The sequence below is a fragment of the Enterobacter sp. KBR-315C3_2022 genome (assembly GCF_041399425.1).
In the GTDB taxonomy this organism is placed as follows: Bacteria; Pseudomonadota; Gammaproteobacteria; order Enterobacterales; family Enterobacteriaceae; genus Enterobacter.
The window spans coordinates 67427-93593 of the sequence record NZ_JBGKEB010000008.1; the positions used below are offsets into that span (position 1 = coordinate 67427).

Sequence of the window (26167 nt, forward strand, 5' to 3'; positions counted from 1 at the left end):
CCTGGCAATTGTCCATTATGTCCGTAAGGGCATGCCGCAAAAGGGAAAACGGCGTGCTTTTCTTTACTTTGCCATAGAAGTGTAGACGCGATGAAATAAAAAAGGCCGCCCAAGGCGGCCTTAGCGCGATGTGTTCTGCGCTATCGCGGTGAGAGTCTTACTCTGCGTATCAGTAGAAATCGCAGGTCGCTTTTTCGGCCTGGTCCATCCACACCGGCTTATCGCTGGTTTTCGCCCAGACGCGGTGCAGGTAGCTGTAAAAACGCGCGCGATCTTTCCAGAACAGCATCACCGGCAGGGCCAGCACGCCGGCCACTACGGCGAAGGTGCGACGCATGAAAACGATATGAGCCGGAAACGCTTTATAAAGATCCATATTTTTCTCCCCTATAGTTGGCCGGAAACGTCATCCGGAAAATTCGAAATTTGTGAGCTGGCTAAAATAATATCGTTTTGTTTGTAATTTTACTACTCATCCGACCACTTATTTTTATCCATTTAGTGAATATTTACATTCACGCCGTAATTGAGTTACAAGAAAGTTAACAATTTACTTACCAATAGTTAAATTGTGGCTTTTCCATTTTTATACTTTTTTTACACCCTCCCCTGCGATTTTTGCGAAATCTTTGCGCCATAAATCCTACCGTTAGCACATCAACATATGTCACCCGGAGGTGGATTGTGAGTGCAGGTATCGTTGCCGGCATCGTGCTGGTATTCCTGTTATTGGCTTATCTGGTTTATGCCCTGATTCATGCGGAGGCATTCTGATGGCTGCTCAGGCATTTTTGCTCATCGCCAGCTTTTTGCTGGTGCTGTTTATTCTGGCAAAGCCGCTGGGAACGCTGCTGGCGAGGATGATTAACAACGTAGCGCTGCCAGGCGTGGGCCGCATGGAGAGCGGGCTCTGGCGCGCGCTCGGCACAGGCGATCGCGAGATGAACTGGCGTCAGTATCTCGCGGCGATCCTGCTGCTGAATATCCTGGGGCTGATCGCCCTGTTCGCCATGCTGATGCTGCAGGGCGCGCTGCCGCTCAACCCGCAAAATTTGCCGGGGCTCTCCTGGCATCTGGCGCTGAACACGGCGGTTAGCTTCGTCACCAACACCAACTGGCAGTCCTACGCCGGTGAAACCACGCTGAGCTACTTCAGCCAGATGGCCGGGCTTACCGTGCAAAACTTCCTCTCTGCCGCCAGCGGCATTGCGGTGATCTTTGCCCTGACGCGCGCCTTTGCGCGGCAGAATACCAGCACGCTCGGCAACGCCTGGGTCGACCTGACCCGCATCACGCTGTGGGTTTTACTGCCTATCGCACTGCTGATTGCGCTGTTCTTTATTCAGCAGGGGACGCTGCAAAACCTGCTGCCGTACGCGCCGTATACCTCGATCGAAGGGGCAAAACAGCTGCTGCCGATGGGGCCCGTCGCGTCGCAGGAAGCGATCAAAATGCTCGGCACCAACGGCGGCGGATTCTTTAACGCCAACTCCTCGCATCCGTTTGAGAACCCGACGGCGCTGACCAATTTTGTCCAGATGCTGGCGATCTTCCTGATCCCCGCGGCGCTGTGCTTCGCGTTTGGCGAGGTGGTCAACGATCGCCGCCAGGGTCGCACGCTGCTGTGGGCGATGTCGCTGATCTTCGTGGTCTGCGTGGCGCTGGTGATGTGGGCCGAATGGAGCGGCAACGGCCACTTTATGCAGCTGGGCGCGGACAGCAACATCAACATGGAAGGCAAAGAGAGCCGCTTCGGCATTCTCGCCAGCAGCCTGTACGCCGTGGTGACGACGGCAGCCTCCTGCGGCGCGGTAAACGCCATGCATGACTCCTTTACCGCACTGGGCGGGATGATCCCAATGTGGCTGATGCAGATCGGTGAGGTGGTGTTTGGCGGCGTGGGCTCTGGCCTGTACGGCATGCTGCTGTTCGTGCTGCTGGCGGTGTTTATCGCCGGTCTGATGATTGGCCGCACGCCGGAATATCTCGGGAAAAAAATCGACGTGCGGGAGATGAAGTTTACCGCGCTGGCGATTCTGGTCACCCCCGCCCTCGTGCTGCTCGGCACCGCGCTGGCGCTGATGACCGAAGCCGGACGCAGCGGCATCTTTAACCCCGGCATCCACGGCTTTAGCGAAGTGCTGTACGCCGTATCGTCTGCCGCCAACAACAACGGCAGCGCCTTTGCGGGCCTGAGCGCCAACTCGCCGTTCTGGAACTGCCTGCTGGCCTTCTGCATGTTCGCGGGCCGCTTCGGCGTGATTATTCCGGTGATGGCGATCGCCGGATCGCTGGCGGGCAAAAAAATCCAGCCCACCACCGTGGGCACACTGCCGACCCACGGCGCGCTGTTTATTGGCCTGCTGATTGGCACCGTGCTGCTGGTCGGCGCGCTGACCTTTATCCCCGCCCTCGCGCTTGGCCCGGTCGCGGAACATCTCTCTTTACGCTGATTTTGCGGAGTATTTGACATGAGTCGTAAACAACTGGCCCTGTTCGAACCGTCGTTAGTTCGTCAGGCCCTCATGGATGCGGTGAAAAAGCTGAGCCCGCGCGTTCAGTGGCATAACCCGGTGATGTTTATCGTCTGGGTCGGCAGCGTGCTGACCACCGTCCTGGCCGCGGCCATGGCAGCGGGCCATCTGGCGGGAAACGCGCCGTTCACCGCGGCCATTAGCCTGTGGCTGTGGTTTACCGTGCTGTTTGCCAACTTTGCGGAAGCGCTGGCGGAGGGCCGCAGCAAGGCGCAGGCCAACAGCCTGAAAGGGGTGAAAAAGACCGCCTTTGCCCGCAAGCTGCGCGAGCCGAAATACGGCGCGCAGATGGATCACGTTCCGGCGGACGAGCTCCGCAGGGGCGACGTGGTGCTGGTGGAGGCCGGTGACATCATCCCCTGCGACGGGGAGGTCATTGAGGGCGGCGCGTCGGTAGATGAGAGCGCCATTACCGGGGAATCCGCGCCGGTGATCCGCGAATCGGGCGGCGACTTCGCCTCCGTGACCGGGGGGACGCGCATTCTCTCCGACTGGCTGGTGATCCAGTGCAGCGTGAACCCGGGCGAAACCTTCCTCGACAGGATGATCGCCATGGTGGAGGGCGCCCAGCGCCGCAAAACGCCGAACGAAATCGCCCTGACCATTCTGCTGGTGGCGTTAACCCTCGTCTTCCTGCTGGCGACCGCCACCCTGTGGCCGTTCTCGGCCTACGGCGGCACCGCGGTCAGCACCACCGTGCTGGTTGCGCTGCTGGTCTGCCTGATCCCGACCACCATCGGGGGCCTGCTGTCCGCCATCGGCGTGGCCGGGATGAGCCGGATGCTGGGCGCGAACGTGATCGCCACCAGCGGGCGCGCCGTGGAGGCCGCGGGCGACGTCGACGTGCTGCTGCTGGACAAAACCGGGACCATCACCCTCGGCAACCGCCAGGCGTCGGACTTCCTGCCCGCGCCGGGCGTAGATGAAAAAACGCTGGCCGACGCCGCGCAGCTCTCCTCGCTTGCCGACGAAACGCCGGAAGGCCGCAGCATCGTGATTCTGGCGAAGCAGCGCTTCAACCTGCGCCAGCGCGACGTGCAAAGCCTGCACGCGACCTTTGTGCCCTTTACCGCGCAGACGCGCATGAGCGGCATCAACGTTCAGGACCGCATGATCCGCAAAGGCTCCGTGGATGCCATTCGTCGCCACATCGAGGCCAACAGCGGCCACTTCCCGCCGGAAGTGGATAAGCTGGTGGAAAGCGTTGCGCGTCAGGGGGCGACCCCGCTGGTGGTGGCTGAAGGCGCGCGCGTGCTGGGCGTGATTGCGCTAAAGGATATCGTGAAGGGCGGCATCAAAGAGCGTTTTGCCCAGCTGCGCAAGATGGGGATCAAAACGGTGATGATCACCGGGGATAACCGCCTGACCGCCGCGGCCATCGCCGCCGAAGCGGGCGTGGATGATTTTCTCTCGGAGGCGACGCCGGAAGCCAAGCTGGCGCTGATCCGCCAGTACCAGGCCGATGGTCGCCTGGTGGCGATGACCGGTGACGGCACCAACGATGCCCCCGCCCTGGCGCAGGCCGACGTGGCGGTGGCGATGAACTCCGGCACCCAGGCGGCCAAAGAGGCGGGGAACATGGTCGATCTCGACTCGAACCCGACCAAGCTGATCGAGGTGGTGCACATCGGGAAGCAGATGCTGATGACCCGCGGCTCGCTCACCACGTTCAGCATCGCCAACGACGTGGCGAAGTATTTCGCCATTATTCCGGCCGCGTTTGCCGCGACCTATCCGCAGCTCAACGCGCTGAACGTGATGCACCTGCACTCGCCGTCATCGGCCATCCTCAGCGCGGTGATCTTCAACGCTCTGATTATCGTCTTCCTGATCCCGCTGGCGCTGCGCGGGGTGAGCTATAAGCCGCTGACCGCCGCCGCCATGCTGCGCCGCAACCTGTGGATTTATGGCCTGGGCGGGCTGGTGGTGCCGTTCATTGGCATCAAGGTTATCGACGTGCTGTTGACCCTCTTCGGGCTGGTTTAAAAGGTGAATCAAATGACGATGTTACGTCCCGCTATACTTCTGTTTATTCTGCTCTTCCTAATCACCGGCGGGCTGTACCCGCTGGTTACTACCGCGCTGGGCCAGTGGTGGTTCAAGGACCAGGCCAACGGCTCGCTGATTATGCAGGGCGGCGAAAACCGCGGCTCGCGCCTGATCGGGCAGAACTTTACCGACGCCCGCTACTTCCAGGGGCGCCCTTCCGCCACCGCGGAAAGCCCGTATAATCCAATGGCATCCGGCGGCAGTAACCTGGCGGGGAGCAACCCCGAGCTGGATAAAACCGTTGCCCAGCGCGTTGCCGCGCTGCGTGGCGCAAACCCGCAGGCCAGCCGCGAGGTGCCCGTGGAGCTGGTGACCGCGTCGGCCAGCGGGCTGGACTACAGCCTGTCGCCGCAGGCCGTCGCGTGGCAAATCCCGCGCGTTGCCGCCGCCCGCGGGCTGACGGTGGAACAGGTAAGCCAGCAGGTGGCGGTGCACACGCAGAAGCCGCTGGTCAGCTTCCTCGGCGCGCCGGTGGTGAATATTGTTGAGCTGAATCTGGCGCTGGACGCGCTAAGGAAAAACTAAATGACCGACGAGCCTCTTCGTCCAGACCCGGACAGGCTGCTGGAACAGACGGCAGAAGCCCACCGCGGCAAGCTGAAAATTTTCTTCGGCGCCTGCGCGGGCGTCGGAAAAACCTTCGCCATGCTGACGGAAGCGCAGCGGCTGCGGGCGCAGGGGCTCGATATTCTCATCGGCGTGGTAGAGACGCACGGGCGCAAAGAGACGGCGGCGCTGCTCGCCGGGCTTGCCACGCAGCCCGCCCGCCGCATCAGCCATCGCGGCAGGCTGGTCACCGAGTTCGATCTGGACGCCGCCCTCGCCCGCCGCCCCGCCCTGATCCTGATGGACGAGCTGGCGCACAGCAACGCGCCGGGCTCGCGCCATCCGAAGCGCTGGCAGGATGTGGAGGAGCTGCTCGAGGCCGGAATCGATGTCTTCACCACGGTGAACGTTCAGCATCTCGAAAGCCTTAACGATATCGTCAGCGGCGTAACCGGCATTCAGGTGCGGGAAACCGTACCCGACCCGTTCTTTGACGCCGCCGACGAGGTGGTGCTGGTTGACCTGCCGCCGGACGATCTGCGCCAGCGCCTGCACGAGGGCAAAGTCTATATTGCCGGCCAGGCCGAGCGCGCCATAGAGCATTTCTTTCGCAAGGGCAACCTGATCGCCCTGCGCGAGCTGGCCCTGCGCCGCACCGCCGACCGCGTGGACGACCAGATGCGCGCCTGGCGCGACCTGCAGGGACAGGAGCGCGTTTGGCACACGCGGGATGCCGTTCTGCTGTGCATCGGCCACGGCAGCGGCAATGAAAAGCTGATCCGCACCGCCGCGCGGCTGGCGGCGAAGTTTGGCAGCGTCTGGCACGCGGTGTACGTTGAAACGCCGCAGCTTCACGCCCTGCCGGAAAACCAGCGTCGCGCGATTTTGAGCTCGCTGCGGCTGGCGCAGGAGCTGGGGGCTGAAACCGCGACCCTTTCCGATCCGCAGGAAGATAAGGCCATTCTGCGCTACGCCCGCGAGCACAACCTGGGCAAAATCGTCATTGGCCGCCGTCATCACCGCCGCTGGTTTAGCCGCGAATCTTTTGCCGACAGGCTGGCCCGCCGCGCGCCGGATCTCGATCTGGTGATCGTGGCGCTGGACGATAAGCCCACGCCCCTGCCGAGCCGCGCGCCGGACGCCCGCGCCTTCGGCGAAAAATGGCGTATTCAGATCCGCGGCTGCCTGGTCGCCGTGGCGCTGTGCACCCTGATTACCGTGATTGCCAGCCAGTGGCTGATCGCCTTCGACGCCGCGAACCTGGTGATGATCTACCTGCTGGGCGTGGTGGTCGTTGCCCTCTTTTACGGGCGCTGGCCGTCGGTGCTGGCCACCGTCATTAACGTCGTCAGCTTCGATCTCTTCTTTATCGCCCCGCGCGGGACGCTTGCCGTTTCGGACGTGCAGTACGTGCTGACCTTTGGCGTGATGCTGACCGTCGGGCTGGTGATCGGCAACCTGACCGCCGGGGTGCGCTACCAGGCGCGCATCGCCCGCTATCGCGAACAGCGCACGCGCCACCTGTACGAGATGTCCAAATCGCTGGCCGTTGGCCGCACGCCGCTGGATATCGTGCAGACCAGCGAGCAGTTTATCCGCTCGACCTTCCACGCCAGCAACCTGATTCTGCTCCCGGACGAGCGCGGCCAGCTGCGCCCGCTCACCTCCGCGACGGGCATGACGCCGTGGGATGAGGCCATCGCGCGCTGGAGCTTTGACAAAGGGCTTCCCGCCGGAGCCGGTACCGACACGCTGCCGGGGGTGCCGTATCAGATCCTGCCGCTGCGCAGCGCGGATAAAAATCAGGGGCTGGCGATCGTCGAGCCGTCTAACCTGCGCCAGCTGATGATCCCCGAGCAGCAGCGGCTGCTGGAGACCTTCACCCTGCTCGTCGCCAACGCGCTCGAACGCCTGGCGCTGACCGCCAGCGAGGAGCAGGCCCGGCTGGCAAGCGAGCGCGAAAGCATCCGCAACTCGCTGCTGGCGGCGCTCTCCCACGATCTGCGCACCCCGCTGACGGTGCTGTTCGGCCAGTCTGAGATCCTGACGCTGGATCTGGCCGCCGAAGGCTCGAAGCACGCGATGCAGGCCAGCGAAATTCGCCAGCACGTGCTGAACACCACCCGCCTGGTGAACAACCTGCTGGATATGGCGCGCATTCAGTCCGGCGGCTTCAACCTGAAAAAAGAGTGGCTGACGCTGGAGGAAGTGGTCGGCAGCGCGCTGAAAATGCTCGAACCGGGGCTTGGCGGTCGGCATATTGCGCTGAACCTGCCGGAGCCGCTTACGCTTATCCACGTCGACGGCCCGCTGTTTGAGCGCGTGCTTATCAATCTACTGGAAAACGCCGGTAAGTACGCGGGCGATAAGGCGCAGATCGGCATCAGCGCCACGGTAAAAGACCGGACGCTGCGCCTCGAGGTCTGGGACTCGGGGCCGGGTATTCCTCCCGGACAGGAGCACGCCATTTTTGAGAAGTTCGCGCGCGGAAATAAAGAGTCCGCGATCCCCGGCGTTGGGCTGGGGCTGGCCATTTGTCAGGCGATTATCGACGTGCACGGGGGGACGATTTCAGCCGGGAACCGGCCGGAAGGCGGCGCGCGGTTTTGTGTTACACTTCCTCTGGAAGCCCCGCCAGAACTTGATGAATTACCCGAGGATATGTGATTAACGTCCTGATTGTTGAAGATGAACTCGCCATCAGCCGCTTTCTGCGCACCGCGCTGGAAGGCGACGGGCTGCGCGTTCACGAGGCGGGGACGCTGCAGCGCGGTCTGATTGAAGCCGCCACCCGCAAGCCGGACCTGGTGATCCTCGATCTGGGGCTGCCCGACGGCGACGGCATCGATTTTATCCGCGAAGTGCGCCAGTGGAGCCAGATGCCGATTCTGGTGCTCTCCGCCCGCACCGAAGAGACGGATAAAATCGCGGCGCTGGACGCCGGTGCGGACGATTACCTGATCAAACCGTTTGGCATCGGCGAGCTACAGGCGCGGCTCCGCGTGGCGCTGCGACGCCACGGCGCGGCGCCCGCCTCTGACCCGGTCTACACCTTTGGCGACGTCCGCGTTGACCTGGCCGCTCGCCGCATCCTTCGCGGCGAGGAAGAGATCCACCTCACCCCGATCGAGTTCCGCCTGCTGGCGGTTTTACTCAACAACCACGGCAAGGTGCTCACCCAGCGCCAGCTGTTAAGCCAGGTCTGGGGACCGAACGCCGTTGAACATAGTCACTATTTACGCATTTATATGGGCCACCTTCGCCAGAAGCTGGAAATTGACCCCGCGCGCCCCCGCCATTTATTAACTGAAACCGGTATCGGTTATCGGTTTATGCTCTGAATAACTATTCATCTTTATTTTAAGTTAAATCATCCCCAGCCTTCATACATCCAGAAAATAACGCTTATTTTATTTTCCGCGTTATTTTTGCGGCTGCTGCACATTTTAAAAACACGACATTAACATCATAACAACAACACAGAACGTTGAAATGGGATATTCAGTCAAAACGAATAATTATTTCTGTTTTGATCGGTTAACGGTGATCTTCTTCACAGTTAATCATCCTTTCCTGGATAAAATGACCGTGCTTTCAATCATGAAAGGAATATGAACATGGAAAACAACAATCGATTAATGCCCCACATAAGGCGGACGACGCATATCATGATGTTTGCCCACCGCAACTGCTTCGACTTTCATCTCTTTAACGCCCGGTAGTCCTTCGACCGCTGGCGCTTCCGTTCACAGACAAACCTTAGAAACCTTGTTTTACAGGCTATTGCCTGTGAACCGCTGCGCCCGTTCCCGCTGATTCAGACGCATCCGTAGCCGGACGGACTGAATTTTATTTCCAGAAAAGCAATGAGCTGATTTTTTATCAGCGGCCCCGCTTTGCTTTTTTTCCGGTTAACTGTCGATTTCTTGATGAGCGGAAATCGAGGGACTTCTATTACCTAAAATAAAGAGATTAAGATGAAAAGTTTAAAAATCGCCGCCAGCCGCGCCTGCCCCGACTGCTTTACCACCCACAGGGAAATAGTCGACGTTAGCACCACCGATTATATTGACGTTGCCGCGGTCGTGCTGGCGATAAGTGATATTCAAAACGGCGTATTAGAAGAATTAGACGCTACGGGATTTAATATCCCGGTATTTATCGCCACCCACAAAGAGGAAATTGTTCCGGCGGACTGCCTGTCGCGGATCCACGGCGTATTTGAATCGTCTGATACCAGCAATCATTTTTACGGGCTTCAGCTGGAGGCCGCCGCGCAGAAGTACGAAACGCAGCTGCGCCCGCCGTTCTTCCGCGCGCTGGTCGATTACGTCCAGCAGGGCAACAGCGCGTTCGACTGCCCGGGGCATCAGGGCGGACAGTTTTTCCGCCGCCATCCCGCCGGGAATCAGTTTGTTGATTTCTTTGGCGAGACGCTTTTCCGCGCCGATTTATGCAACGCCGACGTGGCAATGGGCGACCTGCTGATCCACGAGGGCGCGCCGTGCATCGCCCAGCAGCATGCGGCAAAGGTCTTTAACGCGGATAAAACCTACTTCGTGCTGAACGGCACTTCCTCGTCAAACAAAGTGGTGCTGAACGCCCTGCTCACGCCCGGCGATCTGGTGCTGTTCGACCGTAACAACCACAAGTCTAACCATCACGGCGCGCTGCTGCAGGCGGGCGCGACGCCGGTGTATCTGGAAACCGCGCGCAACCCGTACGGCTTTATCGGCGGGATCGACGCGCACTGCTTTGAAGAGCGTTACCTGCGTGAACAGGTAGAGCACGTTGCGCCGAAACGCGCCCGCGACGCGCGCCCGTTCCGCCTGGCGGTGATCCAGCTTGGCACCTACGACGGCACCATCTATAACGCCCGTCAGGTGGTGGACAAGATTGGCCACCTTTGCGACTACATCCTGTTTGACTCCGCCTGGGTGGGCTACGAGCAGTTTATTCCGATGATGGCCGACTGCTCGCCGCTGCTGCTGGAGCTGAACGAAAACGACCCGGGCATTCTGGTGACCCAGTCGGTGCATAAACAGCAGGCGGGCTTTTCGCAGACCTCGCAAATCCATAAGAAGGACAGCCACATCAAAGGCCAGCCGCGCTACGTGCCGCACAAGCGGCTCAATAACGCCTTTATGATGCACGCCTCCACCAGCCCGTTCTATCCGCTGTTTGCCGCTCTCGATATTAACGCCCGCATGCATGAGGGCCAGAGCGGCCGCAACATGTGGATGGACTGCGTGGTGACCGGCATCGAAGCGCGCAAGCTGATCCTCGAAAACTGCCGCTTTATCCGCCCGTTCGTGCCGGAAACGGTGGACGGACGCCCGTGGGAAAGCTGGGACACGGCGGAGATCGCCACCGACCTGCGCTTCTTCCACTTCGTGCCGGGCGAGCGCTGGCACGCCTTTGAGGGCTATGCCGAGCACCAGTATTTTATCGATCCGTGCAAGCTGCTGCTGACCACGCCGGGCATCAACGCCCGCACCGGTGACTATGAGGATTTCGGCGTGCCCGCCACCATTCTCGCCAACTTCCTGCGCGAGAACGGCATCGTGCCGGAGAAATGCGACCTTAACTCAATCCTGTTCCTGCTTACGCCTGCGGAAGATATGGGCAAACTGCAGCAGCTCGTGGCGCAGTTGGTGCGCTTCGAGAAGCTGCTGGAGAGCGACGCGCCGCTGATCGACGTGCTGCCTTCTCTTTATAAACAGCATCCGGAACGCTACGCCGATTACACCCTGCGCCAGATTTGCCTGGAGATGCACGACCTGTATGCCCGCCATAACGTGAAGCAGCTGCAAAAAGAGATGTTCCGTCAGTCCCACTTCCCGCGCGTGATGATGAACCCGCAGGACGCCAACTACGCCTATCTGCGCGGTGAGGTCGAGCTGGTTTCCCTGCGCGACGCCGAGGGCCGCATTGCCGCCGAGGGCGCGCTTCCGTATCCGCCGGGCGTGCTGTGCGTGGTGCCGGGGGAAGCCTGGGGCGGTTCGGTGCTGCGCTATTTCACCGCGCTGGAAGAAGGGATCAACCTGCTGCCGGGCTTTGCGCCTGAGCTACAGGGCGTGTACGTGGAGGAGTGCGACGGCCGCAAGCAGGTCCGCTGCTACGTCATCAAACAACCTGACGCCCGGCCCGCGCTGCTGAAAGGAGAAGCATTATGAGCAAGTCGAACAAGATGGGCGTGGTGCAGCTGACTATCCTCACCATGGTGAACATGATGGGTTCGGGGATTATCATGCTGCCCACCAAGCTTGCCGAAGTGGGCACCATTTCAATCATCTCCTGGCTGGTGACCGCGGTGGGCTCGATGGCGCTGGCGTGGGCCTTTGCGAAGTGCGGAATGTTCAGCCGCAAGTCCGGCGGGATGGGCGGCTACGCGGAGTACGCGTTCGGCAAATCCGGCAACTTTATGGCGAACTACACCTACGGCGTGTCGCTGCTGATCGCCAACGTGGCGATTGCCATTTCGGCCGTGGGCTACGGCACGGAGCTGTTTGGCGCGACGCTCAGCCCGGTGCAGATTGGGCTGGCGACCATCGGCGTGCTGTGGATTTGCACCATCGCCAACTTTGGCGGCGCGCGCATCACCGGGCAGCTCAGCAGCATTACCGTCTGGGGCGTGATTATTCCGGTGGTGGGGCTGTGCGTTATCGGCTGGTTCTGGTTTAGCCCGACGCTGTATGCCAACTCCTGGAACCCGCACCACGTGCCGTTCTTCACCGCGGTCGGCTCATCCATCGCCATGACGCTGTGGGCCTTTCTGGGGCTGGAGTCGGCGTGCGCGAACGCGGAAGTCGTCGAGAACCCGGAAAAGAACGTGCCGATTGCGGTGCTCGGCGGCACGCTGGGGGCGGCGGTGATCTATATCGTGTCCACCAACGTGATTGCCGGAATTGTGCCCAATATGGATCTGGCAAACTCCACGGCGCCGTTCGGGCTGGCCTTCGCGCAGATGTTCACGCCTGAGGTAGGGAAAGTGATTATGGGCCTGATGGTGATGTCGTGCTGCGGCTCGCTGCTCGGCTGGCAGTTCACTATCGCTCAGGTGTTCAAGTCCTCCGCTGACGAAGGGTATTTCCCGAAAATCTTCTCCCGCGTGACGAAGGCCGATGCGCCGGTGCAGGGCATGCTGGCGATTGTCATCTTCCAGAGCGGCCTGTCGCTGATGACCATTAGCCCGTCGCTGAACAGCCAGTTCAACGTGCTGGTTAACCTGGCGGTGGTGACGAACATCATTCCGTATATCCTGTCGATGGCCGCGCTGGTGATTATTCAGAAAGTGGCGAAGGTCGATCCGGGCAAAGCGCGAGTGGCGAACGTGGTGGCGCTGGTTGGCGCTATCTATAGCTTCTATGCGCTCTACTCTTCCGGTGAAGAAGCGATGCTCTACGGCGCGATGGTGACCTTTATGGGCTGGACGCTGTACGGGCTGGTGTCGCCGCGGTTTGAGTTGACGAACAAACATAGTTAAAAAAAAGCCCGGTGGCGCTAGCGCTTACCGGGCCTACGATCGTTGTTGTAGGCCGGGCAAACGCAGTGCCGCCCGGCAAACAAACCGCACTTACGCGTTTTTCAGCACTTCGCTGACAATCTCTACCGCTTCTTTCTCAATCTGCTGACGATGTTCAGCGCCGAGGAAGCTCTCGCAGTAGATTTTGTACGCATCTTCCGTACCGGATGGACGCGCGGCGAACCAGCCGTTTTCGGTCATTACCTTCAGACCGCCGATAGACGCCCCGTTGCCCGGGGCGGCCGTCAGGCGCGCGGTGATGGGGTCACCCGCCAGCGTGCTTGCGCTGACCATCTCCGGAGAAAGCTTCGACAGAGCCGCTTTCTGCGCGGACGTGGCTGACGCCTGAATGCGGTTGTAGCTTGGCGCGCCGAAGCGTGCTGCCAGCTCGTTGTAGTGCTCCTGCGGGTTCTTGCCGGTGACGGCCGTGATTTCCGCCGCCAGCAGGCACATGATGATGCCGTCCTTATCGGTGGACCACGGCGTGCCGTCGAAGCGCAGGAAGGATGCGCCCGCGCTCTCTTCGCCGCCAAAGCCAAAGCTGCCGTCGTGCAGACCGTCAACAAACCACTTGAAGCCGACCGGCACTTCCACCAGCTTGCGGCCCAGCGCGTCAACCACGCGGTCGATCATCGCGGAAGAGACCAGCGTTTTACCGACGGCCACCTCTTTGCCCCACTGCGGACGGTGCTGGAACAGGTAGTTGATCGCAACGGCCAGATAGTGGTTTGGGTTCATCAGGCCCGCCGGGGTCACGATGCCGTGGCGGTCGTAATCCGGGTCGTTGGCAAACGCCAGGTCGAATTTGTCGCGCAGCGCCAGCAGGCCCGCCATCGCGCACTCGGAGGAGCAGTCCATGCGGATCGCGCCGTCTTTATCCAGGTGCATAAAGCGGAAGGTCTGATCGACGTGATCGTTAACGATGGTCAGATCCAGCTTGTAATGCTCGGCGATGCGCTTCCAGTATTCGATACCGGAGCCGCCGAGCGGGTCAACGCCCAGCTTCAGGCCCGCTTTCTGGATCGCCGTCATATCGACGATATCCGCCAGCCCTTCCACGAACGGCTGCACCAGATCCTGCTCTTTCACATGGCCGGACGCCATGGCCGCATCCAGGGACATACGCTTCACGCCGTCCAGATCGGCTGCAAGCAGCGCGTTCGCGCGGTCTTCCACCACTTTGGTGACGTTAGTGTCCGCAGGGCCGCCGTTCGGCGGGTTGTATTTAATCCCCCCGTCATCCGGCGGGTTGTGGGATGGCGTAATAACGATGCCGTCAGCCAGCGGGCCGCCCTTTTTGTTGTGCACGAGAATGGCGTTAGAGACCGCCGGAGTTGGCGTGAAGCCGTTATTCTCCTGAACAATGACATCGACGCCGTTCGCGGCCAGCACTTCCAGCACGGAAATGAACGCCGGTTCAGACAGGGCGTGAGTATCTTTCCCAACGTAGCACGGACCGGTGACGCCGTTTTTGGCGCGCTCTTCCGCGATGGCCTGGGCAATGGCCAGAATGTGCGGCTCGTTAAAGCTGTGGCGCGCCGCGCTGCCGCGGTGGCCAGATGTACCAAACTTCACTGCGTGTTCTGCGTTGCCCACGACCGGTTTCAGCACGTAGTACTGCGCGGTCAGCTGAGCGACGTTAATCAAATCGCTTTGTTGTGCAGGTTGGCCTGCACGGCTGTGATTTGCCATTGCCTGGTCCTTCTGATGCAAGGGTTAAATTGTACCGCAAACCTTCTCAATCAATTCCGCAGGGAACTGCATGGACTGCATGATGTGTTCAATCATGCTGCACTTGCGGCCCGTATTGGTATTGGTGATGACCCAGTAAGGTGTTCCCGGGACGTGTTTAGGTTTGGTTTGATTGCCGTTTTGCAGCAGCGTCTGCTCGTCGCCAGCGAAGTACACGCGGGTACGACCGTGGAGCGATTCGGTCGCTTCAGCAAACGCTTTGTTATCCAGTGAGTAGAGTGTAGACAGCACCAGCATAAAGCGGTTAACCGCTTTTTTCTGTTCCGCATATTCGTCGGACAGCAGCAGCTCGCGCACCGCGCGGACTTTGTCTTTTACTGGCGTGGCGACAGGTTTTGCTGAGGCCGTCACGCTCGGCTGAGGCGCGGCCTCTTTTGGCGCGGACGTTGCGGGCTGTGCGGCGGCGGAAATTTTAAGCATGCGCCGTAAAATGTCTGACGCGCTCTCCCCGATATGCCGCGTTTGGCTGGCGATATACTGATAGAGTTCGTCATCAACTTCGATTGTTTTCATCTTAATCCAGTGCGATATCTTATCTGAATACAAGTCGTTGGGATTATAGGAGCAAATCCCAACAGCGGATAGCGTCAAACCAGGTTGGCGGCAAAAGTCGGAATAAACTGGATCCTTGCAGCCGGGCGGCAGAATGGTGAACATGATACCCTAACCTGACATACGTAAAAAAAGAACTTTGCCATGAAATTGAATACCCGAGCGCAATCTGCACAATCGCCGAACAATAATTCCCCCATTGTCCTGGTTCACGGGCTTTTTGGCAGCCTCGATAACCTGGGCGTGCTGGCCCGCGACTTGGTGGCCGATCGTGATATTTTGCAGGTCGACATGCGCAACCACGGCCTCTCCGGGCGCTCGGAGGAGATGACCTACGCGGCGATGGCGCAGGATCTGCTCGACACGCTGGATGCGCATGGCCTGGAAAAAGCCACGCTCATCGGGCATTCCATGGGCGGCAAAGCGGTGATGGCGCTGACCGCCCTCGCCCCAGAACGAGTTAGCGGCCTGGTCGTTATCGACGTGGCACCCGTGGATTACGACGTTCGCCGCCACGACGAGATTTTTGCCGCCATCAATGCGGTGACCGAGGCGGGCGTTTCTACTCGCCAGCAGGCTGCCGCCGTGATGCGCGAACACCTTGATGAAGAAGGCGTGGTGCAGTTTCTGCTGAAATCGTTTGTTGACGGGCAATGGCGCTTTAACGTGCCGGTGCTGTGGAATCAATATGACGAGATTGTCGGCTGGAAAACGGTCCCCGCCTGGCCGCACCCGACCCTCTTTATCCGTGGCGGTAACTCGCCTTATGTCACCGACGCCTACCGCGACGCGCTGCTGGCGCAATTTCCTCAGGCGCGCGCCCACGTGATTGCCGGTGCCGGGCACTGGGTTCACGCGGAAAAACCGGACGCCGTGCTGCGCGCCATTCATCGCTATCTCTCTGACACAGCGAATTGATTAAAAACCCAGCGACTGGATGGCTGCGGGCTTCCAGTCGTTGGCGTGTGGTTTTCGCTGATGTATGATGGCGCGCTTATCGCCCGGGCATTAGCAGGGCGGCGTGTTTCCCCCGAAGTCTCAGAATCATGGCCAAAGAACAAACGGACCGTACGACACTAGATCTGTTCGCGAATGAGCGTCGACCGGGACGACCGAAAACGAATCCGCTCTCACGTGATGAACAGCTGCGTATTAATAAACGCAACCAGCTTAAACGCGATAAAAATCGTGGGCTTAAGCGTGTCGAACTGAAGCTCAATGCTGATGCGGTTGATGCGCTTAACGAGCTGGCTGAGGCTCGCAACATTAGCCGCAGCGAGCTGATTGAAGAGATGTTGATCGCCCAGCTCGGGACGCTTCGCGCGAAAGCATAAGTCTGAAAATTCCCCAAAATTCTCTTTTCATGTAGCACAGAGTGCAGTCCTGCGCGATTGCGGTTTCCGCAGGGTTGCGTGTTCTGCTATTATTGCCCTTATCCGTGGACAATTTGCGCCACCATACTATTAAGTTTCAAGAGGTTATTTTACTCATGGCAATCATCGGCATTTTCTTCGGCAGTGACACCGGCAATACCGAAAACATCGCAAAAAACATTCAAAAACAGCTCGGTAAAGACGTTGCCGATGTGCACGACATCGCCAAGAGCAGCAAAGAAGATCTCGAAGGCTATGACATCCTGCTGCTGGGCATCCCGACCTGGTACTACGGCGAAGCGCAGTGCGACTGGGATGACTTCTTCCCTACGCTTGAAGAGGTGGACTTCAACGGCAAGCTGGTCGCCCTGTTCGGCTGTGGCGATCAGGAAGACTACGCGGAATATTTCTGCGATGCGCTGGGCACCATCCGCGACATCATCGAGCCGCGCGGCGCGGCGATTGTCGGCCACTGGCCAACCGCGGGCTATCATTTTGAAGCCTCAAAAGGCCTGGCGGATGACGATCACTTTGTAGGCCTGGCCATTGACGAAGACCGTCAGCCAGAACTGACCGCCGAACGCGTTGAAAAATGGGTGAAGCAGGTTCGTGAAGAGCTGAACCTGGACGACATCCTCAACGCCTGATATCCCTGCGGCGCAACTTCGGTTGCGCCCGTTGTTCAGGTCAAACCGATTAAATTAATTGCTACAAACTTTTAACTTTTTCGTCCAGACCTGTACAATATCCCCCTGGTAAAACGTGGGCTTCATCGGACAAGTTTGTTGGTGATACCCCATTTTTATAAGCATACTTTGCTTGAGACTTGCAGTTTTCATTTAGGCGTGGCAGTTCTATAATGAGACGCATTATCCCAAGAGCATTCTCTCTCACTTGTTCTTTTGAAGTGAATCGTTTAGCAACAGGACAGATTCCGCATGACCGACAACAATACCGCATTAAAGAAGGCTGGCCTGAAAGTTACGCTTCCTCGGTTAAAAATCCTTGAAGTGCTTCAGGGGCCAGATAATCACCATGTCAGTGCGGAAGACCTTTACAAGCGTCTTATCGACATGGGCGAAGAAATTGGCCTGGCAACCGTCTATCGCGTGTTGAACCAGTTTGATGACGCGGGCATTGTTACCCGTCATAACTTTGAAGGCGGTAAATCTGTTTTCGAACTGACTCAGCAGCACCACCACGATCACCTGATCTGCCTCGACTGCGGCAAGGTGATTGAATTTAGCGATGATTCCATCGAATCACGCCAGCGTGAAATCGCAGCGCGTCACGGTATCCGCCTGACTAACCACAGCCTGTACCTGTATGGCCACTGCGCTGAAGGCGATTGCCGCGAAAACGACCGCGCGCACGACGCCAAGTAATCCCTATTCATACTCTGAGCCAGCCGCAAGGTTGGCTTTTTTTTTGCCAAAAAAAGCCCGGTGGCGCAGCGTCACCGGGCGTAAAAACAGCGTATTAGTTGTTGTTGCTGCGAATTTCCTGCCAGATCTTATCGCAGCGCTTCGCCACTTCCTGATCGTTACCGGTTTTACGCGCCTGAATGCAGGCCTGATAATCCATCACCCGGACGTTCTCCTGCGTGGCGAACTGCTCGTGCGCCTTCTCTTTTTTCAGCACGTTCAGCACGCTTTGACAGGCCTCGATTTTTTCTGGCGAGCCTTGCGCGGTATTGATACAGGCGCTGTACGCCTCTTTCAGCCGCGAATCTTCTTTCGGCCCCGGTGAGGTTGCGCAGCCTGCAAGCCCGGCGGTCATCACCGCGACAAGAACGATTTTCTTAAACATAGCCGTCTCCATTCCGGCGAGCCTTAGCCCGCCAGAGCGTTTATCAGAAGATAGTGAATGGGGCGATAACAATGAACTTCACGTCGCGCTCATCCTGGAAGATGTTGCCGTAACCGCCGCCCCAGCTCGGGATATCGGAGTGGTTGTCGTACTGGGTGAAGTGCAGTTTGAACATGGTGCCTTTCGCGCGGCCGTCCTGGACGGTGTACATCGCATCCAGGCTGTACGCAGACTCTTTGATTTTGTTGGACGCGTAGTCTTCACGCTGGCCCGCGGCGTTGATAAACCAGTCGGCCGGTTTTGCATCCCAGGCGTAAACGTAGGACGCGCCGACGGCCCAGCCCGCCAGATCCCAGTTTTTGAGGTCATACATCGCCCCGAAGAACACCGCCTTTTCACCGTTGGCGTTAAAGTCTGAGCGGTTATCCCACCAGATATCGAGACGACCGTTTGAGGAAGCGTAGGTTGGCGTCATGCGCTGCAGGAAGTAACCCTGCTGCCCTTCCGCCTTCACCCACGTCCCTTCCAGGCGCAAATCCACCACCTCGGCCACCTTGTAGCCGAAGGTCAGCGCCTGCAGCCAGGCGGTGCCATCGTAGATATCGTTGATAGTATTGTTGTCGGCCTTATCGCGCGCGCCGTAGAACTGATAGCTGGTTGAAAGTGGAGAGCCCGCGACGTCAAACTTGTAGCTGGCTTTGGCAAAGTATTGATCGACAAAGCCCTCTGCCTGACCGAATGCGGCTTCAAGCACCAGGTCATTCTTGAAATCGTATTTGGCACCGAGGGAGTGCAGGTAATCGACCTTAGTCTTGCGGTCGTTCTGGTAGAACTTGTCCATCTCAATGTGCCACGGCGCTTTGTACTCGTTGGTCCACATGTAGGAGAAGCTCAACGCCCCCGCATCGCCGTAGTCAAAGTTCGCCCCGGCTTCCGCCCCCTGGTATGTGCCAGGCATAAAGCTCCAGTGCGGGGCTAACAGCGTTTGCCCGGTTGGCTGAATATAGCCCGCGCGAGCCCATGCCGGGCCATATTTGAATTTTGCCGCCGCTTTATACAGGCTAATACCGCTTTTATCGCCGGAATAGTCTTCGTCGTAGGCTTTAGTGCTGGAGGAGAAGGCAATTTCGTTCGGGTGGCCGCTGTCGCCGTTTTCCGCCATTTCAATCGCGGTGAATGCAGCGATGTCCAGACCGAACATGTCTGCCGCATAGCCCGACTGGAAATCGAGGTTGGCGTTCCAGGTTGAGTGGGAGAGGTTTGTTTTGTACTTATCTTCAGCGACGTCTTTACGGTCACGTTCACGCTGCCAGTAATAGATGCCCCCGGTGAGGGTCGAATCATCGATAAAGCCTGCTGCTTTAGCTTCTGGAGTAACGACTAACCCCGACATTGCTGTCACACCGGCAATAGCCAGCGCCAGCGCACTACGTTTGCCACTGAACGTACGCATAGATTATTCCTCTTTGACGAATTAAAGCGCCTAAAACGGCGAAAATATAAAAGACCTAATGGTCAGGGGTAGTTAGAAATACCCTCGAATTAACTACCGTCTTTAGGGTATTTTTCGCGACGCGAATTATCAATGCTTTTTAGAAGGCAAAACGCAGGATTATGACGAAGTGCACATAATTAGTAGTGCTTTGTAACATTTGAGCGGAAGTGAGGTTTTACAAGGGCTAACGGTGATTTTCACGGGGAAGCGCACGGAATTTACGCTTATTTTTTAGCTTTTCGAGCAGGAGTAAATATTAAAACTTTTTTTAAATAAAATAAGTAGCACCACATTGACCAGGATTTAACGAGAAGCATATTAAGCCACATCGATAATAGCCTGATCGTTAAATAAAAAAACGCCGCTATTAGCGGCGTTTGTTTCTCATTGACCAGCGTGGCGCTATTATTCGCCCACTTTAGCCCAGGTATCGCGCAGCCCGACGGTGCGGTTGAACACCGGTTTTTCAGCGGTGCTGTAGCGGCTGTCGAGGCAGAAATACCCTTCACGCTCAAACTGGAACGCTTTGCCCGCTTCAGCCGCTTTTAATGACGGCTCGGCATAGCCCTGCTTAATCACCAGCGACTCAGGGTTGATGACGGACAGGAAGTCTTCAGCCGCACCCGGGTTAGGCACGCTGAACAGGCGATCGTACAGGCGAATCTCGACCGGCAGCGCGTGGGCAGCGCTCACCCAGTGGATCACGCCTTTCACCTTACGGCCGTCAGCCGGATCTTTACTCAGCGTGTCGGCGTCGTAGGAGCAGAAAATGGTGGTGATGTTGCCTTCGGCATCTTTCTCCACGCGCTCGGCCTTGATCACGTAAGCGTTACGCAGGCGAACCTCTTTGCCCAGCACCAGGCGCTTGTACTGCTTGTTCGCTTCTTCACGGAAGTCGGCGCGATCGATCCAGATGTCACCGCTGAACGGCACGTCGCGGGTTCCCATCTCCGGCTTGCTCGGGTGGTTCGGCATCGCCACCATTTCGCTTTCGCCCTGCGGGTAGTTTTCGATCACCAGCTTAACCGGGTCGATAACGGCCATCGCGCGCGGGGCGTTTTCGTTCAGATCTTCGCGGATGCAGGATTCCAGAGAGGCAATCTCAATGGTGTTGTCCTGCTTGGTGACGCCGATGCGTTTGCAGAACTCGCGAATTGAGGCGGAGGTGTAGCCGCGACGGCGCAGGCCGGAAATGGTCGGCATACGCGGATCGTCCCAGCCCTCAACGTGCTTGTCGGTGACCAGCAGGTTCAGCTTACGCTTGGACATCACGGTGTATTCCAGATTCAGACGAGAGAACTCGTACTGACGCGGATGCACAGGAATAGTGATGTTATCCAGCACCCAGTCGTACAGGCGACGGTTGTCCTGGAACTCCAGCGTACACAGCGAGTGCGTAATGCCTTCCAGCGCATCGCTGATGCAGTGGGTGAAGTCGTACATCGGGTAGATGCACCACTTGTTGCCGGTCTGGTGGTGTTCCGCAAACTTAATGCGGTACAGCACCGGATCGCGCATCACGATAAACGGTGACGCCATATCGATTTTGGCACGCAGGCAGGCTTTGCCTTCTTCGAAGCCGCCGGCACGCATTTTTTCGAACAGCGCCAGGTTCTCTTCCACGCTGCGGTCGCGGAACGGGCTGTTTTTGCCGGGCGCCGTCAGCGTGCCGCGATACTCGCGGATTTCGTCAGCGGACAGTTCATCGACATACGCCAGACCTTTATTGATCAGCTCTATCGCGTAGGCATACAGCTGATCGAAATAGTTAGAGGAGTAGCAGATGTCGCCCGACCAGTTGAAGCCCAGCCATTGCACGTCGTTTTTGATCGACTCAACGTATTCGATGTCTTCTTTTGCTGGGTTTGTGTCATCGAAACGCAGGTTGCATTGGCCCTGATAGTCTTGCGCAATGCCGAAGTTCAGGCAGATAGATTTCGCGTGACCAATGTGCAGGTAGCCGTTCGGCTCCGGCGGGAAACGCGTATGAACCGTGGTGTGCTTACCACTGGCCAGATCTTCATCGATGATCTGACGAATAAAGTTACTCGGGCGGGCTTCAGCCTCACTCATCGTGGATTCCTCAAAAGCGTAAACAACGTATAACGGCATATGATCTTATAAGCCGGACGTAGTGACAACCCTTAAAACGTCTCTGAAGAAAATAATGGGGGCATTTGCAGCAAAAAAAAAAAGCGGCGGAGGTTATCCCCCGCCGCTTAAGGCATGAACTCTACTCAGGAGCGATTACTTGCCTTTAATCTCATACAGCGGCGTTTGGCCCGCAACAACCTGACCTTTCGCCTGAATCACCAGACCGCTGAAGTCGTCGATGTTGCTGCACACGACCGGGCTGATCATTGAGCGCGCGTTGGCGTTCAGGAAGTCCAGATCCATTTCCAGAACCGGCTGGCCTGCAACCACTTCCGCGCCCTCTTCCACCAGGCGAGTAAAGCCCTGACCGTTAAGCGCAACGGTATCGATACCCATGTGGACAACGATTTCCGCACCTTTTTCAGTCTCAAGGCAGAACGCGTGGTTGGTGTTGAAGATTTTCACGATGGTACCGGCAGCCGGAGACACCACGGTTTTATCCGTTGGTTTCACCGCCACGCCGTCACCGACCGCTTTGCTGGCGAACGCTTCGTCAGGCACCTGCTCAAGCGCAACCACTTCACCCGTGACGGGAGAGACCAGCGCGGCAACGGTTGCTGCGTTTGGAACAGCCTGCGGCTTAACGGCAGTTGGAGCAGCGGCCGGAGCTGAAGTTGCTTCCGCGGCGGCAACCGGGCCACGCATCACCACTTTCTTCATCTCATCGCCGATGGATTCCGCTTTCGCACCCACAATCACCTGAATGCTCTGCTTGTTCAGTTTCACCACGCCGGATGCGCCAAGGCGTTTGCACGCGGCGTCGTTCACGCGGGAAGAGTCGACCACGGTCAGACGCAGACGGGTAATACAGGCATCAATCGCTTTCAGGTTATCGGTACCGCCAACGGCAGCAATGTAGCTGGTCGCCAGCTGTGCCAGACCTTCTTCGGTGTTGCTGTTCGCTTCTTCAGTGACCACGTCATCGGTTTTGTCTTCGCGGCCTGGGGTTTTCAGGTTAAACATGCGAATAACCGCGCTGAACAGCAGGAAGTAGACGATGAAGAAGATCACGCCCATCACCAGCAGCATCCAGACGTTCTGGCTGGCTGCCGGCAGGCTGTACATCAGCACATAGTCGATCGCGCCTGCGGAGAAGGAGAAGCCCGCATGGATACCCAGCAGCGTGGCAACGAACAGGCTGATGCCGGTCAGCAGCGCGTGCAGGAGATACAGCAGCGGAGCCAGGAACATGAACAGGAATTCCAGCGGCTCGGTCACACCGGTCAGGAACGCGGTGACGGCGACGGAGAGCAGCATACCGCCAACCATTGGGCGACGCTCTTTCGGCGCAGCGAAGTACATCGCCAGCGCTGCACCCGGCAGGCCAAACATCATGATTGGGAAGAAGCCGGACATGAACATGCCCGCGGTGCCGTCACCCGCGTAGAAGCGGTTGATGTCGCCGTGGAATACCGCACCCGCGGCGTTGGTGAACTCGCCAATCTGGAACCAGGCGATGGTGTTCAGAACCTGATGCAGACCGGTTGGGATCAGCAGACGGTTAATGAAGCCAAAGATACCGGAACCCAGCGCGCCCGCAGAGACGATCCATTCACCGCCCGCATGAATTGCGTGCTGAACAGGTGGCCAGACGTAGCCGAAGATGGCCGCTAACACCAGGCAGAAGAAGCCGGTTGCGATCGGCACGAAGCGCTTCCCGCCGAAGAAGCTCAGGAAGTCTGGAAGCTTAATGTTGGCCCAGCGGTTATAGACCGCACCGCCCACCAGACCGGTAATGATACCCGCCAGCACACCCATATTGATTTCCGGGTTGATGGTTATCATCGCTTTGGTCAGTACAAAGTAACCCACCGCACCTGCCAGAGCTGCCGCACCCGCACCGTCCTTGGACCAGCTGGATGCCACACCGATGGCGAAAATAAGCGCGAGGTTATCGAAAATGGCCCCACCCGCTTGCGCGATGAAAGGAACATTTAATAAATCCGGTTGGCCGAATCGCAGCAACAGTGCCGCCACTGGCAACACCGCGATGGGCAGCTGCAATGCCCTACCGAGTCGCTGGAAAAAACCTAAAATATTCATCCGATTCCCCCTACGAGACCCACTTTTTAAGGCTCGTTCTAAACTATGTTTTTATAGTGTTACAGGCTTATAACTACCGTTGATAATTCACTGGCATCGTGAGTGTGTGAAAAATTAATTCGTATCGCAAATTAAACACCCATTTTTTGTGAGTTTTGTCACCAAATATCGTTATCAACCCTCCCTTTCACTGGCTAACAGCGAAAACTTATTTTATCATTCAAAAAATCAAGACGGATTGATCCAGCCTGACGGGTTCCAGGTTACGCTTAGTTCAGGTTCCGATGCCATCCGCCCACTTTTCTACTTTAACTCTTGAGGTGAACAATGAGACTGATTCCCCTGGCAACAGCTGAACAAGTTGGTAAATGGGCCGCTCGCCATATCGTTAACCGTATTAATGCGTTCAAACCTACCGCCGATCGTCCTTTCGTACTCGGTCTGCCAACCGGCGGCACCCCGCTGACCGCCTATAAAGCACTGGTTGAAATGCACAAAGCGGGCCAGGTCAGCTTCAAGCACGTTGTGACCTTCAACATGGACGAATACGTGGGTTTACCGAAGGAACATCCGGAAAGCTACCATAGCTTCATGCACCGTAATTTCTTTGATCACGTTGATATTCCAGCTGAAAACATCAACCTGCTGAACGGAAACGCGCCAGATATTGACGCAGAATGCCGTCAGTATGAAGAAAAAATCCGTTCTTACGGTAAAATCCACCTGTTTATGGGCGGCGTTGGCAACGATGGTCACATCGCTTTCAACGAACCGGCCTCTTCCCTGGCTTCACGTACCCGCATTAAGACGCTGACCCACGACACGCGCGTCGCGAACTCCCGTTTCTTTGACGGCGACGTTAACCAGGTGCCGAAATACGCGCTGACCGTTGGCGTGGGCACCCTGCTGGATGCCGAAGAAGTGATGATTCTGGTGCTGGGCGGCGTGAAAGCGCAGGCGCTCCAGGCTGCCGTTGAAGGCAACGTCAACCACATGTGGACCATCAGCTGCCTGCAGCTGCATCCAAAAGCCGTTGTGGTGTGCGATGAGCCGTCCACGATGGAGCTGAAAGTGAAAACGCTGAAGTACTTCAACGAGCTGGAAGCAGAAAACATCAAAGGTCTGTAATTGAATAACCGCCTCTCGTTTCAGAGGCGGTCGCATTTTTTTAAACCGGGGGTCGTTATGTACGCTTTAACCCACGGTCGGATTTATACCGGCCATGAAATTCTGGATGACCATGCGATTGTTGTCGCAAATGGCCTGATTGAACGAGTTTGTCCGCTGGCCGAGCTGCCGCCGGACGTTGAGCAGCGCTCACTCAGCGGAGCAGTAATCGCCCCCGGTTTTATCGACGTACAGCTTAACGGCTGCGGCGGCGTGCAGTTTAACGACACCGCTGACGCGGTCACCGTTGAAACGCTGGAAATCATGCAAAAAGCCAACGAGAAATCGGGCTGCACCAGCTATCTGCCTACCCTGATTACCAGCAGCGATGACCTGATGAAACAGGGTATTCGCGTGATGCGAGAATACCTGGCGAAACATCCAAACCAGGCGCTGGGTTTGCATCTGGAAGGCCCCTGGCTGAACATGGTCAAGAAAGGCACGCACAACCCGGACTATGTCCGCAAGCCGGATGACGAGCTGGTCGATTTCATGTGTGCAAACGCCGATGTCATCACCAAAGTGACGCTGGCACCGGAAATGACCGGTACAGACGTTATTCGCAAGCTTGCGGCGGCGGGGATTGTTGTTTCAGCCGGCCACTCAAACGCCACGCAGAAAGAGGCGAAAGCGGGCTTCCGCGCGGGGATCACCTTTGCCACGCACCTCTACAACGCGATGCCTTACATCACCGGTCGCGAGCCGGGCCTCGTGGGCGCCATTCTGGACGAGCCGGACGTGTACTGCGGCATCATCGCGGACGGTCTGCACGTTGATTACACCAACATTCGCAACGCTAAACGCCTCAAAGGCGACAAGCTTTGTCTGGTCACGGATGCCACCGCACCGGCAGGGGCAAATATTGACCAGTTCATTTTTGCTGGTAAAACAATATACTACCGTAATGGACTCTGTGTGGACGAGAACGGAACCCTGAGCGGCTCTGCCCTGACGATGATCGAAGGGGTGCGCAATCTGGTCGAACATTGCGGTATCGCCCTTGACGAAGTGCTGCGTATGGCAACGCTTTATCCGGCGCGCGCGATCGGCGTGGATAAACAGCTGGGCGGCATTGCGCCGGGTATGGTTGCAAACCTGACGGCGTTCACACACGATTATAAAATTATTAAGACCATCGTTAATGGTAACGAGGTCGTCACTGAGTAAG

Annotated in this window: 22 protein-coding genes; 15 read left to right on the top strand and 7 right to left on the bottom strand. The window is 57.8% G+C overall.

Annotated elements, in window-relative coordinates; translation table 11 throughout:
* Window positions 1-169 precede the first annotated feature (169 nt).
* Window positions 170-376, bottom strand: coding sequence for a YbfA family protein (locus AB8804_RS10575; protein WP_112011481.1), 207 nt, complete (start codon window positions 374-376; stop codon window positions 170-172).
* Window positions 377-684: 308 nt separating this feature from the next.
* On the opposite strand from AB8804_RS10575, the gene kdpF reads away from it, so the two are divergent.
* From kdpF to potE, 9 genes are all read left to right on the top strand, one after another.
* Window positions 685-774, top strand: a complete 90-nt coding sequence (kdpF, locus tag AB8804_RS10580; RefSeq protein ID WP_371185741.1) for a K(+)-transporting ATPase subunit F — start codon at window positions 685-687, stop codon at window positions 772-774.
* Window positions 774-2453, top strand: a complete 1680-nt coding sequence (kdpA, locus tag AB8804_RS10585) for a potassium-transporting ATPase subunit KdpA (protein ID WP_371185743.1) — start codon at window positions 774-776, stop codon at window positions 2451-2453. The genes kdpF and kdpA overlap by 1 nt, the downstream gene beginning before the upstream one ends.
* A gap of 18 nt (window positions 2454-2471) precedes the next feature.
* Window positions 2472-4520 (top strand): potassium-transporting ATPase subunit KdpB, encoded by a 2049-nt coding sequence (kdpB, locus tag AB8804_RS10590; protein ID WP_371185745.1) that lies wholly within the window; start codon window positions 2472-2474, stop codon window positions 4518-4520.
* Between the two features lie 12 nt (window positions 4521-4532).
* A complete protein-coding gene (kdpC, locus tag AB8804_RS10595) occupies window positions 4533-5108 on the top strand; it encodes a potassium-transporting ATPase subunit KdpC (RefSeq protein ID WP_371185747.1) in 576 nt (191 codons plus the stop codon).
* Window positions 5109-7796 carry a two-component system sensor histidine kinase KdpD gene (kdpD, locus tag AB8804_RS10600; protein WP_371185750.1) on the top strand — a complete coding sequence of 896 codons (2688 nt, stop codon included), beginning with the start codon at window positions 5109-5111 and terminating at the stop codon, window positions 7794-7796.
* The gene (gene kdpE / locus AB8804_RS10605; protein ID WP_371185752.1) at window positions 7793-8470 is read left to right on the top strand and encodes a two-component system response regulator KdpE; all 678 of its coding nucleotides are present in this window, start codon (window positions 7793-7795) and stop codon (window positions 8468-8470) included. Before kdpD ends, kdpE begins: the two co-directional genes overlap by 4 nt.
* 276 nt (window positions 8471-8746) lie before the next feature.
* On the top strand, window positions 8747-8851 hold the full coding sequence (gene speFL / locus AB8804_RS10610) for a leader peptide SpeFL (RefSeq protein WP_003858645.1): 105 nt from the start codon (window positions 8747-8749) through the stop codon (window positions 8849-8851).
* Window positions 8852-9106: 255 nt separating this feature from the next.
* Window positions 9107-11305 carry an ornithine decarboxylase SpeF gene (gene speF, locus AB8804_RS10615; RefSeq protein ID WP_371185755.1) on the top strand — a complete coding sequence of 733 codons (2199 nt, stop codon included), beginning with the start codon at window positions 9107-9109 and terminating at the stop codon, window positions 11303-11305.
* Window positions 11302-12615 (top strand): putrescine-ornithine antiporter, encoded by a 1314-nt coding sequence (gene potE, locus AB8804_RS10620; RefSeq protein ID WP_371185757.1) that lies wholly within the window; start codon window positions 11302-11304, stop codon window positions 12613-12615. Before speF ends, potE begins: the two co-directional genes overlap by 4 nt.
* Before the next feature lie 90 nt (window positions 12616-12705).
* Here the strand turns inward: potE and pgm are convergent, their stop codons facing one another.
* Together pgm and seqA are read right to left on the bottom strand one after the other, a co-directional pair.
* Window positions 12706-14346 carry a phosphoglucomutase (alpha-D-glucose-1,6-bisphosphate-dependent) gene (pgm, locus tag AB8804_RS10625; protein ID WP_371185759.1) on the bottom strand — a complete coding sequence of 547 codons (1641 nt, stop codon included), beginning with the start codon at window positions 14344-14346 and terminating at the stop codon, window positions 12706-12708.
* A gap of 24 nt (window positions 14347-14370) precedes the next feature.
* Window positions 14371-14919 carry a replication initiation negative regulator SeqA gene (seqA, locus tag AB8804_RS10630; protein WP_371185761.1) on the bottom strand — a complete coding sequence of 183 codons (549 nt, stop codon included), beginning with the start codon at window positions 14917-14919 and terminating at the stop codon, window positions 14371-14373.
* 183 nt (window positions 14920-15102) lie between these two features.
* On the opposite strand from seqA, the gene ybfF reads away from it, so the two are divergent.
* From ybfF to fur, 4 genes are all read left to right on the top strand, one after another.
* Window positions 15103-15876: an esterase gene (gene ybfF, locus AB8804_RS10635; protein WP_371185763.1), complete on the top strand. Its 774-nt coding sequence runs from the start codon at window positions 15103-15105 to the stop codon at window positions 15874-15876.
* Window positions 15877-16004: 128 nt separating this feature from the next.
* Window positions 16005-16292, top strand: a complete 288-nt coding sequence (ybfE, locus tag AB8804_RS10640; RefSeq protein ID WP_371185765.1) for a LexA regulated protein — start codon at window positions 16005-16007, stop codon at window positions 16290-16292.
* Between the two features lie 155 nt (window positions 16293-16447).
* Complete coding sequence (gene fldA / locus AB8804_RS10645) at window positions 16448-16978, top strand: flavodoxin FldA (RefSeq protein WP_003858653.1); 531 nt, start codon at window positions 16448-16450, stop codon at window positions 16976-16978.
* 291 nt (window positions 16979-17269) lie between these two features.
* Window positions 17270-17716 (top strand): ferric iron uptake transcriptional regulator, encoded by a 447-nt coding sequence (gene fur, locus AB8804_RS10650; protein WP_112011494.1) that lies wholly within the window; start codon window positions 17270-17272, stop codon window positions 17714-17716.
* Between the two features lie 94 nt (window positions 17717-17810).
* Here the strand turns inward: fur and chiQ are convergent, their stop codons facing one another.
* The 4 genes from chiQ to nagE all read right to left on the bottom strand — a co-directional run bounded on the left by chiQ (window position 17811) and on the right by nagE (window position 23832).
* Window positions 17811-18140 carry a ChiQ/YbfN family lipoprotein gene (chiQ, locus tag AB8804_RS10655; RefSeq protein ID WP_371185769.1) on the bottom strand — a complete coding sequence of 110 codons (330 nt, stop codon included), beginning with the start codon at window positions 18138-18140 and terminating at the stop codon, window positions 17811-17813.
* A gap of 43 nt (window positions 18141-18183) precedes the next feature.
* The gene (gene chiP / locus AB8804_RS10660; protein WP_371185771.1) at window positions 18184-19593 is read right to left on the bottom strand and encodes a chitoporin; all 1410 of its coding nucleotides are present in this window, start codon (window positions 19591-19593) and stop codon (window positions 18184-18186) included.
* Between the two features lie 447 nt (window positions 19594-20040).
* Complete coding sequence (gene glnS / locus AB8804_RS10665; RefSeq protein ID WP_371185773.1) at window positions 20041-21708, bottom strand: glutamine--tRNA ligase; 1668 nt, start codon at window positions 21706-21708, stop codon at window positions 20041-20043.
* Between the two features lie 174 nt (window positions 21709-21882).
* On the bottom strand, window positions 21883-23832 hold the full coding sequence (nagE, locus tag AB8804_RS10670; protein WP_371185775.1) for a PTS N-acetyl glucosamine transporter subunit IIABC: 1950 nt from the start codon (window positions 23830-23832) through the stop codon (window positions 21883-21885).
* Window positions 23833-24159: 327 nt separating this feature from the next.
* Here nagE and nagB point away from each other — a divergent pair, with 327 nt between their 5' ends.
* Window positions 24160-24960, top strand: a complete 801-nt coding sequence (nagB, locus tag AB8804_RS10675; RefSeq protein WP_010428635.1) for a glucosamine-6-phosphate deaminase — start codon at window positions 24160-24162, stop codon at window positions 24958-24960.
* Between the two features lie 57 nt (window positions 24961-25017).
* Window positions 25018-26166, top strand: a complete 1149-nt coding sequence (gene nagA, locus AB8804_RS10680) for an N-acetylglucosamine-6-phosphate deacetylase (protein ID WP_371185778.1) — start codon at window positions 25018-25020, stop codon at window positions 26164-26166.
* Window position 26167 lies beyond the last annotated feature (1 nt).